This is a genomic window from Sulfurovum sp. (assembly GCF_049668085.1).
Taxonomy (GTDB): domain Bacteria; phylum Campylobacterota; class Campylobacteria; order Campylobacterales; family Sulfurovaceae; genus Sulfurovum.
The window spans coordinates 38,355-49,694 of record NZ_JBATIY010000006.1; the positions used below are offsets into that span (position 1 = coordinate 38,355).

Annotated in this window: 14 protein-coding genes; 11 read left to right on the top strand and 3 right to left on the bottom strand. The window is 37.4% G+C overall.

Annotated elements, in window-relative coordinates; translation table 11 throughout:
- Positions 1 to 32: 32 nt before the first annotated feature.
- From WBM70_RS00335 to WBM70_RS00360, 6 genes are all read left to right on the top strand, one after another.
- Entirely contained in the window at positions 33 to 1,184 is a 1,152-nt protein-coding gene (locus tag WBM70_RS00335) for a CCA tRNA nucleotidyltransferase (protein WP_424556524.1), read from the top strand.
- Between the two features lie 56 nt (positions 1,185 to 1,240).
- Positions 1,241 to 2,077, top strand: coding sequence for a formyltetrahydrofolate deformylase (gene purU / locus WBM70_RS00340; RefSeq protein ID WP_424556525.1), 837 nt, complete (start codon positions 1,241 to 1,243; stop codon positions 2,075 to 2,077).
- A gap of 3 nt (positions 2,078 to 2,080) precedes the next feature.
- A complete protein-coding gene (locus tag WBM70_RS00345) occupies positions 2,081 to 2,572 on the top strand; it encodes a tRNA (cytidine(34)-2'-O)-methyltransferase (protein WP_424556526.1) in 492 nt (163 codons plus the stop codon).
- Position 2,573: 1 nt separating this feature from the next.
- Positions 2,574 to 2,723 (top strand): hypothetical protein, encoded by a 150-nt coding sequence (locus WBM70_RS00350; RefSeq protein WP_424556527.1) that lies wholly within the window; start codon positions 2,574 to 2,576, stop codon positions 2,721 to 2,723.
- Positions 2,724 to 2,793: 70 nt separating this feature from the next.
- Positions 2,794 to 4,842 (top strand): glycine--tRNA ligase subunit beta, encoded by a 2,049-nt coding sequence (gene glyS / locus WBM70_RS00355; RefSeq protein ID WP_424556528.1) that lies wholly within the window; start codon positions 2,794 to 2,796, stop codon positions 4,840 to 4,842.
- A gap of 5 nt (positions 4,843 to 4,847) precedes the next feature.
- Positions 4,848 to 5,972: an FAD-dependent oxidoreductase gene (locus tag WBM70_RS00360; protein WP_424556529.1), complete on the top strand. Its 1,125-nt coding sequence runs from the start codon at positions 4,848 to 4,850 to the stop codon at positions 5,970 to 5,972.
- On the opposite strand, the gene WBM70_RS00365 is transcribed toward WBM70_RS00360, so the two are convergent.
- Positions 5,964 to 6,719 carry an arginyltransferase gene (locus tag WBM70_RS00365; RefSeq protein WP_424556530.1) on the bottom strand — a complete coding sequence of 252 codons (756 nt, stop codon included), beginning with the start codon at positions 6,717 to 6,719 and terminating at the stop codon, positions 5,964 to 5,966. The two genes, WBM70_RS00360 and WBM70_RS00365, sit on opposite strands and share 9 nt — an antisense overlap.
- A 52-nt stretch (positions 6,720 to 6,771) precedes the next feature.
- On the opposite strand from WBM70_RS00365, the gene WBM70_RS00370 reads away from it, so the two are divergent.
- Genes WBM70_RS00370 through trpC form a run of 4 tightly spaced genes read left to right on the top strand, consistent with a single transcriptional unit; the run spans position 6,772 to position 9,932 of the window.
- The gene (locus WBM70_RS00370) at positions 6,772 to 7,467 is read left to right on the top strand and encodes a tRNA1(Val) (adenine(37)-N6)-methyltransferase (RefSeq protein ID WP_424556531.1); all 696 of its coding nucleotides are present in this window, start codon (positions 6,772 to 6,774) and stop codon (positions 7,465 to 7,467) included.
- A 2-nt stretch (positions 7,468 to 7,469) separates the two neighbouring features.
- Positions 7,470 to 7,844, top strand: a complete 375-nt coding sequence (locus WBM70_RS00375) for a YkgJ family cysteine cluster protein (protein ID WP_424556532.1) — start codon at positions 7,470 to 7,472, stop codon at positions 7,842 to 7,844.
- A gap of 59 nt (positions 7,845 to 7,903) precedes the next feature.
- Positions 7,904 to 9,079 (top strand): tetratricopeptide repeat protein, encoded by a 1,176-nt coding sequence (locus WBM70_RS00380; protein ID WP_424556533.1) that lies wholly within the window; start codon positions 7,904 to 7,906, stop codon positions 9,077 to 9,079.
- A gap of 58 nt (positions 9,080 to 9,137) precedes the next feature.
- A complete protein-coding gene (trpC, locus tag WBM70_RS00385; RefSeq protein ID WP_424556534.1) occupies positions 9,138 to 9,932 on the top strand; it encodes an indole-3-glycerol phosphate synthase TrpC in 795 nt (264 codons plus the stop codon).
- 186 nt (positions 9,933 to 10,118) lie between these two features.
- Here the strand turns inward: trpC and WBM70_RS00390 are convergent, their stop codons facing one another.
- Positions 10,119 to 10,562, bottom strand: a complete 444-nt coding sequence (locus WBM70_RS00390) for a GatB/YqeY domain-containing protein (RefSeq protein ID WP_424556535.1) — start codon at positions 10,560 to 10,562, stop codon at positions 10,119 to 10,121.
- A 48-nt stretch (positions 10,563 to 10,610) separates the two neighbouring features.
- On the opposite strand from WBM70_RS00390, the gene WBM70_RS00395 reads away from it, so the two are divergent.
- Complete coding sequence (locus WBM70_RS00395) at positions 10,611 to 10,877, top strand: phosphomannomutase (RefSeq protein WP_424556536.1); 267 nt, start codon at positions 10,611 to 10,613, stop codon at positions 10,875 to 10,877.
- Positions 10,878 to 10,882: 5 nt separating this feature from the next.
- Here WBM70_RS00395 and msrB read toward each other — a convergent pair whose 3' ends face one another.
- On the bottom strand, positions 10,883 to 11,278 hold the full coding sequence (msrB, locus tag WBM70_RS00400; protein WP_424556537.1) for a peptide-methionine (R)-S-oxide reductase MsrB: 396 nt from the start codon (positions 11,276 to 11,278) through the stop codon (positions 10,883 to 10,885).
- Positions 11,279 to 11,340: the final 62 nt, after the last annotated feature.

Below are 11,340 nucleotides of genomic sequence, written 5' to 3' on the forward strand. Positions count from 1 at the left end.
TCTCAACCAAAGAATGATAAAGAAGGGATAGCATGCCCACTATCAAATCTTTTCCACACTTTTTTTCACAAACAGACCTTTACATACTTCAAGATATCACAACAGTAACGGATTACTTGATCCAAAATTATCATGTCAAATGTTATGTCGTTGGCGGTGCAGTGCGTGATCGTATTTTGGGACGTGAGTGTAAAGACTATGATATCGAGTGTTTTGGCATCAGTGTAGAAGATTTTGAGAGTGCGATGGAGCATTTAGGTGCACAAGGTGTGGGTAAAAGTTTTTTTGTCTATAAGTATCATGATCTGGACATTGCATTACCTCGTACGGAACAAAAAATCTCATCTGGACATCGTGGTTTTGAGGTCTCTTTGGCAACAGATGAAAAAGAGGCATCAAGAAGACGAGATTTCACCGTCAATGCTTTGATGTATGATATTCAAAATGAACAGATAGTTGACTATTGGCATGGGTTAGAAGATCTAGAAAATAGAGTACTTCGTGTTGTGGATGAGAATTCATTTGTAGAGGACAGTTTACGTGTATTACGTGCAATGCAGTTCGCTGCACGTCTTGGATTTAAAGTAGAAGCGAAGAGCTGTAGACTTTGTCAGAGTATCACTCTTGATGATCTGCCTAAAGAACGACTATTTAAAGAGTTTGAAAAAATGTTTAAGGGTTCATACCTTCAGTATGGACTCTATTATCTCTTTGCACTGGGTATTGCAAAGCAGCTATTTAACGAACGTATGGAGAAAAGAGCATTTAGTATTTTAAGCAGGGTATTACAAAAGAGTCAAAAAAACTTTGTCGAAAAACTTAAACCCTATTATTTTCTATTTATATGTAGAGAATATTTTTCCACGGATATACTGGTGATATTAGAGAGATTGGGAGCACCTAACAGTTATTATAAAAAAGTGGCAACACCACCGATCCCTGAAAATATAACAATTTCTTTTATAGCAAATTTAGCACTCAAAGAGGGTATAGTAGAGTATGTAGGTAACTATGATATCCAAGTGATTGCTATGGCAAAAAAACTGAATGTATGGGATCAGCCTTTTGACAGAGGGGTTACGCCTTCAGAGTTGATAGCGGAAGGGTTTTCGGGTAAAGCTTTAGGTGATGAACTTGATAGAAGGACCAATGAAAAGATAAAGGGTATCTCTAATATATCCTAAAGAGTTTGAAAGAAAAATAGGTATAATTTTACAATTAAAGCGTAACTAGGGTGAATATGGAAAAGAGAGCAAGGGTTTTAATAGACTGCGTAGATGCAAAAGGTTTAGTGTATAAGATCTCTAAAGTTTTTTATGACAGAGGTTTAAACATCGATAACAACCGCGAATTTGTTGACAAAGAGCATGAAAGATTTTTTATGCGTACCGTGGTGACAGGATTATTTGACATTGAAGAGTTGCTGAATGAACTTAAGACGGTAACACCAGAAGATGCACATATAAGAGTCATGGAACCTAAAGATAAAAAAATTATCCTTATGGCAACCAAAGAGTCTCATGCACTTGGTGATATTCTTGTGCGTCATGCAAACGGTGAACTTGATGCACAGATAGAGTGTGTTATTGCAAACCATGATACGCTTGAGACGTTTGTACGTAGATTTGACATCCCTTTCTTCCATGTTCCAGCGGAAAATATGACAAGAGAAGAGCATGAGGAACATGTGATGAAGCTCATAGGTGAATTTAAGTTTGATTATATTGTACTTGCAAAGTATATGCGTATACTCACACCTACTTTTGTAAAAGCATATCCTGAAAAGATCATCAACATTCACCACTCTTTCCTCCCGGCATTCATAGGGGCAAATCCTTATAAGCAGGCATTTGAAAGAGGCGTAAAGATCATTGGCGCTACAGCACACTTTGTAACGGATGACCTGGACGAAGGGCCTATCATCGCTCAAGATGTGATACCCGTTAATCATCGTCTTTCTTGGAGAGATATGCAAAGAGCTGGTCGTGATGGTGAAAAGATAGTACTTTCACGTGCTTTAGCATTGGTACTGCATGACAGAGTCTTTGTCAATGGCAATAAAACGGTCATATTTTAGACTATGTTTAACATCGTTTTAGTAGAACCTCAGATCCCGCCTAATACTGGTACGATAGGTCGGCTTTGTGTCAACCTTGGAGCCACTTTGCATCTCGTTAAACCACTTGGATTTGACATAGATGACAAGGCCGTGAAGCGTGCAGGACTTGATTATTGGAAAGACTTAGACCTCGTTGTATGGGAAAGTTTCGATGCGTTCCTAGAAGCGCATCCTATAGGTGAAAATGCACATATGGCGACTACAAAAACAGATAATCTCTATTTTAATGCTGCATTTAAAAAAGATGACTATATTTTGTTTGGTTCTGAGACTAAAGGCATAGATGAAAAAGTCTTGCTTGCCCATCCTGATCGTTGTATAACTATCCCCATGGGTGGAAAAGGCAGAAGTCTTAACCTTGGTGTGAGTGTAGGTATCGTTATCTATGATGCACTGCGTCAAAACTATAAAGGTTTTGAAAAGATCACTATAGCCAATACATTGGAGCATTAACATGTCTTTTGGAGATATACTTTACATCATCGCTATGTTCGTATTTGCATTTATTACGTTTGGGATCGTGAAAAATTATTATAAAAGTAAATTTGATGACGAGGGTAGACGTATTGATATGAAAGATGAAGCAGATAAAAAGGAAGAGTAGGACTACTAACCCCCTCTTTACCAACTCTTAGGTAAAATAATAGCTATTATTATTTACTAGGAAACCCTAAATGACACAAGCACTACTTATCGAAATAGGTGTAGAAGAACTTCCCGCTATACCACTACTTAAAATTGTATCTAACATAGAAAAATCTTGGAAAAATATACTTGAAGAGTATAAGCTTTCTTGTGACTTTGAGTTTATCTATACACCTAGAAGACTTGTGCTTAAACATGCAGGTATGGCTGTAAAACAAGCAGACAGTACTGTAGAGTTTTTCGGTCCACCTATGGTTGCTGCTATGAAAGATGGTGTACCTACTAAAGCTGCTGAAGGTTTTGCAGGTAAATGCGGGGTCTCTTTTGATGCTCTTGGTCGTGGTGAAAAAAATGGTAAAGAAGTACTTTATTTCAAAAAAGAAGAAAAAGGATCAGAAACTGTTTCCCTTCTTCAAGAGATGTTGGAAAAGTGGATAGCCTCTATGTCGTTCGGAAAGATGATGCGTTGGGGATCCAGAACGGATGAGTTTATACGTCCTATCAGATGGCTGCAAGTAAGAATGAATGATACTTCTGTGCCTGTAGAACTTTTTGGTGTGAATTCAGATACAAAAACCTATGTACACCGTATGGTGACGTATGATGCTGTAGAAGTGCCTACGATAGATGCGTATGAAGGTATATTGGATGAGTGTGCAGTGATGTTACATCCTAAAGAGAGAGAAGCGAAGATCTTGACCGAGTTCGATGCTTTGGAGTCAACCCATAATATCATCATCGAAAGAGATAGAGCACTTCTTGCAGAAGTTGTGGCTATTACAGAGAACCCTAAAGCACTTGTGGGGACTTTTGATGAACTTTTTTTAGAACTTCCACCTGAAGTGATCATCACTTCTATGAAAGAGCATCAGCGTTATTTCCCTGTATTTGAAAATGGGAAAATAGCAAACAAGTTTGTGGTAGTAAGTAATGCCTATACAAATGACTACAGTAAAGTCGTAGCAGGAAATGAACGTGTACTCAAACCACGTTTGGCAGATGGGCTCTTCTTCTACAAAAATGATTTGAAAAATGGACTGAGTATTGATGGCCTTGAAAAAGTACAATTCATTGATGGTTTAGGAACACTTACAGATAAGATCACAAGAGAAAACAATATCGCTATCAGACTACTTGCGCTTTATATGGACAGAGTAGAATCAGGAACGGGACAAAGTTCTGCAGCACTTGAAAAAGCAATGGACAGAGCAGTAAACCTAGCAAAAGCAGATCTTATGAGTGAAATGGTGTATGAGTTTACAGAACTTCAGGGGCTTATGGGGTATTACTATGCCAAAGCACTGGGTGAAGAAGAGCTTGTTTATAATGCTATAAAAGAACAGTATATGCCAGTAGGTGAGGGTGCGGATCTTCCGAGTACTGTATTTTCATCTATCGTTGCAATGAGTATTAAACTGGACACACTCTTTGGACTCTTTAGCGTAGGAAAAATTCCTACAGGGTCTAAAGATCCATTTGCTTTGCGTCGTGCAGTCAATGGTATAGTACGTATCGTGACAGAGTATGATCTGACATTTAACATTGACGATATCATCATGCTGCTCAAAGGCAATTATGATGACTTTGATACCAATATATTAAGTGAATTCATTATAGAACGAATCAATAAATCGCTCGATGCAAATCCATCTGTCATCGCTTCTGTACTTGCTTCAGGGGAAAGAGATATCAATGAGATAGCAAAAAAAGTAGCAGCACTCAATGTCATCGTAAGTAATGATGCCTTTAAAGAACAGTTCACAACCTTTAAACGTGTAGCAAATATCTCTAAAGATGTAGACCTTGAGTCAAGTTTGGAGATAGATATTTCATTGTTTAAAGAGGATGCTGAAGTAACGCTTTATAATGCTTATGAAAAAGTGATCAATGCACCATACAGTGACTATCAGGAGGAACTCGAAGCACTCTTTGGATTGAAACGTGAACTTGACTGTTATTTTGATGATGTTCTCGTAAATACAGAGGATGAAGCATTAAAAGTAAATAGACTTCATACCATAGGATCTGTATATAAAACGTTTAGAAATATTGCGGATATCAAAGAGATCTCGGTTTAGATCTCATGTCTAAAACCTATGATACCATCATCATCGGTGCAGGTATCGCAGGTGCTACTACAGCACATGCACTTACACACAAAAATCAAAAAGTTCTAGTCCTCGATAAAAAAGGCATCGCTTCTGGCGGTTCCGGTGCAGCCGGGGCTTTTGTTTCTCCTAAGATCGGTAAAGGTTCTCCTCTTCAAACACTTACAAACAAAGCTTTTTCTTTTGCTAAAGATTTTTACCTTGCTACATGTCCAGACTATTTTCATCAAACAGGAGTGATCCGTATTCCAAAAGATGAGGATGATGCAAAGAAGTTTTCCGCGTATGCACCTTTTAATGAAAATAGTTATGCACTTTACACACAAGAACAACTTCATGCACAAGGCATATGTTCTGATTTTGAAAGTTTTTACTTTCCTGAGGCTGGAGATTGTGATGCAAAAGAGGTATGTGCGTTTTTACTTTCGGATATAGAAGTAGTACAGTATGAGGTAAAGGAGATAAAACAAGAAGATGGATTATGGTCTATGGGTGACTATAAGGCTCATAATCTTGTCTTGGCAACGGGTTATGAAGGTGATTTGGCTGACTTGCGTTATATGGGTATAAAGGGCACTTGGGGGACAAGAGGGGATTTCTCTTCAAAGCTTACTCTAGAGGTCAGTATGCATCAGTCTATGTCTGTAGGAGCCAATGTAGATGGGATCATCAAACTGGGAGCTACCCATGAGAAAGAAGTGAAAGAACCTATGCCTTGCCAAGATACACAAGCTTTGCTTCTCAAAGAACAAGCTTCTTCTCTTATAGATACTTCTGATCTGGAACTTCAAGAAGTGTTTTGCGGTATGAGAGCAGGGTCTAAAGACTACTTTCCTTTAGTAGGGAAGGTGATAGATGTACCATTTATGTTAGAAACTTACCCAGCTATCACACGCGGTGCCAAGCCTGGGATGAAGTATGTAGATAATTTATATGTTTCTAATGGTTTAGGGGGAAGAGGGTTTGTTTTTGCACCGCTTATGGCGAAGATATTGGCCGAGTGTATCGTTGAAGATAAAGAGGTAGATGTCAGAGTACGTCCGGACAGACTTTTTTTAAAATGGTGCCGAAAGAGTCCGGCATTAGATGCTTTACGTTAGATCCCACTTCTCCCATTCAGCTTCTTGTGATACATGTGGAAAACCATCCAAAATCTCTTGGGGTTGGAACTTAGGTTTATAGGCAAAAGCTTTACATCCATCGACCCAATACCCCAGGTAGATCCAAGGCAGTTCAAGTATTTCTGCCAATTTTATCTGGTAGAGCAGTGAATAGGTCCCTAGAGATAGATTAGAATAGTCGGGGTCATAATAAAAATATATGGAACTGATACCATCATCGAGTATATCGATGAGGTCAACACCTATGAGCTTATCATCTTTGATGTAGAGTACTTCTCTTCCATAATCATGTGCACCATCTACAAAGTTTTCATGGTATTCCCGTTGTGAAATATTACGGTGTTGCCACTGGTCTTTTTCATGTTTAAAAGAGTGGTATTTATTATAAAGATAGATATGTGCGTCAGTAAGACTAGGCTTTTGCACAATGATCTGTGTATCTGCATTTCGTCTGATCGCTTTTCTTTGTGATTTTGTATACTGATAGTTTTTAACATCTATACGGATACTTTTACACTCATTACAACCGTTACAGATAGGGTGGAAGAAGTACTTTCCAAAACGTCTCCATCCTCTGGCTATGACAGCAGTAGCAAACTTTTTGCTTGCTTTAGCGACATACTTGTAGTTCATACGTACCTTATTACCAGGGATGTATGCACAATCGTAGTCCAGCATAGAAAAATCTGTTGATGGTGGGTTCAGTAGGTCTAGTTCTTCGTTCATAATCGCGATTATACTGAAATTATTGTAAAATTCATAAAAAATAGAGGTGACTATGTTTCTTTATCAACCGACATCAGGTTATTGCTACAATAGTGACTCTATTTTTTTATATGACTTTATCTCTTCTTTTAAACCGAAAGGTAAACTATTGGATGTAGGTTGCGGTGTAGGGATCATCTCTCTTTTATTGACCAGAGATTTTCATATTCAGACGAGCATTATAGACAAACAAGAAAAGATGCTTAACTATGCAAAACATAATTATGCACTCAATGATTTTGAAGTAGAAAGCCATCTTGGAGATTTTACAGAGTGGAAGACGGATGAGAAATTTGACTATATCATCTCAAATCCTCCTTTTTATGATCCTCGTGTACAGCAAAGTGAAAATACACACTTGAATATAGCCAGATATGCACATCATTTGCCTATAGACGACTTTATACCCAAGGTGAAAAAACTGTTAAAACCCAGAGGGTATTTTATCTTTTGTTATGATGCGAAACAAGTAGACCTGTTGTTGCACCATTTAACTTCCTGTGGTATAACTGTTGAAACAATGCAGTTTGTGCACTCCAAAATAGACAGGGAGTCTAAACTGGTGATGATTGCAGCACGTATGGGGTCAAAGTCTATGACACAGATACTTCCTCCGTTTGTGGTCTTTGATGAGAAGAGTATCTATAGAGAGAATGCGAAGAAAGCATTTGAACGTGCAAATACAAACAGTGTAAAAGGTGATTTTTGATCATGGAATTAATGACACATGAACAGTATACATTTAAGTTTAACCCTAACGAGTGTGAAGCCTGTGGTGGTCACTGTTGTACAGGCGAGAGCGGTTATATTTGGGCAAAATATGCTGAGATAGAAAAAATGGCAGACTTTGTTAACCTTAGTGTAGAAGATTTTGGTACAATGTATTTAAGAAAAGTGAAGCATCGCTATTCTCTGAGAGAAAAACAACTGGCACCAGATAACTTTGCCTGTGTATTTTTTGATGAGACTATGAAGCGTTGTTCTATTTACCCTGTACGGCCTTTACAGTGTCGTACTTTCCCATTTTGGGAACAATTTAAAAATGATGAAGAAGAGGTGCGCAAAGAGTGTCCTGGAATCGTATAGCTTTAACACTATTAATAGTCTTCAGCATTGGTAGTACTGCTACTTATGCCAAGGAGATCATGAAGATAAGTGAAGATGAACTTATTATTAGAGGGATTTTGTATGATGAATATAGAGCCTATGAAAACAGTTATACAGTCTATAAAAAATTGTATGACGATACAGGGGCTGAGATCTATCTGTTTAAGGAAGCAACTTCTGCATTAATGAGTAGAACACACATATTAGAGAGTATCACACGTTTAAAACTTTGGGATAAAAAAAATCCAAATAGAATTGAGGTAAGACGTCTTCTTATCCCTCTTTATCTTACTATACGACAAGTGAAGAATGCAACCATAGAAGCAGAGTATCTACTTGAACAGTCAAAAGAACCCATGGATTTAGACCTGGCTTCAAATTCATTTCTTTATGCCGGTCAATTTAAGCGAGCATTAGAACTTTTAAGCAGGGTATATGAAAGTGTGCCTAGAGAAGAGATATTATTGCGAATGATCGATATTATGGACGAGTTTACAGGAGAACGTAAAAGAGCGATACAGTTGCTTGAAACACATCGCCGTATCAATATTGTGAGTCATGACGTCTATGCTAAACTACTTTCACTGTATCAAAAAGAAAACAATATTGATGGTATTTTAGAAACGTATAAAGCACTTTATCAACAAAATAATGATGAAGAGTATCTTGGTAGGATCATAGATGTGTACGTCTATAAAAGAGATGTTGAGGGTGCGATCGATTTTTTAGAAACAGACCAAAGTAGAAATGATATACTTTACGAACTTTATAAGAGGGAAAAGCGTTTTTCCAAAGCATTGAGTTTAGTAGATAAACTCTATGATCAAGATCAAGATGCAAAATGGATAGCTGAAAAGGGTGTGTTGATCTTTGAAAACTCCAAAGATAAAAATGATAAAAAAATGATCGAAGATGTGATCTCACATTTTGAAAAAGCCATTGAATTGGGAAATGATGACAGTATCTATTTAAATTATTATGGTTACACACTTATCGATAAAGAAGTAAATGTGAAAAAGGGCATTGATGTAATAGAAAATGCATTGATACAGCAGCCTGACAATATGTATTATTTAGACTCTTTAGCCTGGGGATATTACAAAGAAGGTGAGTGTGATAAAGCCTATAAAGTGATGAAAAGAGTTGTCGATGAAGAAGGCCTGACAGAACCTGAGATCATAGAACATTGGGATGCTATCAGACAGTGTAAATAACTTCGAGCTTTCTTTTAGATATAATACGCGAAATTTAGAGAAATATGGAAAGTAATAGATGGCTCAAATATTAGATGAAATTATTAAAAAAACAAAAGCAGACCTAGAAAAAAGAAAAGTGGATTATCCAGAAGAGTGGTTAGGACGTTCACTTGCATTTAACCCTTTTATACCTAAAGATGTGCAAAGTGCATTGCGTTCTACTGAGGAGAATCCATACCGTATCATCGCGGAAGTGAAAAAAGCAAGTCCTAGTAAAGGGATCATACGTGAAAATTTTGATCCTGTTGAGATAGCACAGGCCTATGAAAAAGGTGGAGCTGACTCACTCTCTATCCTCACTGAACCACACTTTTTTAAAGGGGACAAAGAGTATCTAGGTATGGTACGTCGTTATGTCAATATTCCACTGCTTAGAAAAGATTTTATCGTTGATAAATATCAAGTACTTGAAGCATTGGCATTTGGAGCTGACTATATCTTGCTTATTGCTATGGCACTGAGCCGTAAAGAGCTTAAAGAGTTACATGACTATGCACGTCATTTAGGTTTGGATGTACTGGTAGAAGTACATAACAAAACAGATCTGGTTAAAGCTATTTTCGCTGGAGCAGATATTATTGGTATCAACCACCGTAACCTTGAAACATTTGAAATGGACATGAACCTTAGTGAAAAACTTATACCGCTTATTCCAAATGGTAAGATCATTGTGGCTGAATCTGGTATCAATGACCATGAGACAGTTGTAGAACTTTCTAAGATTGGGGCAGATGCATTTTTAGTAGGTGAACATTTTATGAGACAGGATGATATTACTGCGGCTATTAAAAAGCTTAAGTATGGGAATTAATTAGAATAAATCCATTTATTCCCAATTGTTTTCAATTAGGATGAATATTTGAACATTATTAAGTAAATAGATTTTTTATTATGCAGTTTTTTCTCTCTACTTTTTTAAAAAAGTAGGCAAAAAGCGTCGACCCTCTCGAATCGCTCCGCTTTCAAGGGCGTTCGGGTCGACATCATTAATAGATGATTAAGAAAGTAACTTCTTCACCATTATATTGATACGCCCACCGTCTGCTCGGCTTCCTATAGCAGATTTTGCGCCACCCATCACTTTTCCCATATCTTTCATGCTTTCAGCTCCAACAGAAGCGATGACTTCTTTGAGTACAGATTCTAATTCTGCATCATTCATTGGCTCTGGCAAGTAGGCTTTTATGATGGCTATCTCTGCATCTTCTTTTTCTACGAGGTCATTTCGTCCGGCATCTGTAAACTGAGCCTTAGCATCTTCTCTTTGTTTCAAATATTTCATCAAGATAGCTTCAACGTCAGCATCTGCAACATCTCTACGCTCATCTACTTCAATTTGCTTGATAGCTGCCTGGATATTTCTGAGTGTATCTCTTTTTACTGTCTCTTTTGCGCGCATGGCATCTTTAATATCATTTTTGATTTGTGCATTCAAACTCATATATAGGTCTCCATTCTAGATTTAAAATGATTATACTATAATCCCTCTATGATAATCACAATAGAAGATAAACAATTTGACACAGCAAAGATCACACAGCTCTACCCAGCGGCAGTAGTAAAGACTGGACATGAAGATGAAACAACACAGGTAAGTCTTGAATGGTTAGATATCGAGGCAAAAGGTAAGGTCGAAGTGGTAGGTTTTGGTATTTTTGTCAATCTTGGAGAAGATGAGAAGCATACATTTATGTTTGATACAAAAGAAGAGATGGATGAAGCTGCAGGGCGTATAGCCTCACAACTTCACAAATAACTATTTTACTTCTCTTCGAAATTTAAAGAAGCAGAGTTGATACAGTAACGTTGATACGTAGGTTCAGGCCCATCTGGAAAAACATGTCCTAAGTGTGAACCGCATGCCCCACAACATACTTCGACACGTACCATTCCATGACTACTGTCTGTGATCTCTTCGATGGCTTCATCATCGATAGGTTGAAAATAACTTGGCCATCCTGTACCTGAATCAAATTTGCTTTCTGAAGTAAAGAGTGGTGTTGCACAACATTTACAGGTGTAAATACCTTTTTGCTTAGAATCCCAAAATTCATTTTGGAACGGCGCTTCTGTACCATGGTTTAAGCAAACATTATACTCAAGTGGTGTTAACTCTTTTTGCAATTTTTCTTTATCTAATTCTATTCTATAAGCCATGATAATCCTTTAGAGATTTTTTATTATCATAGCAGATTTTCTTTGGGTTTAAGTTAGATTAT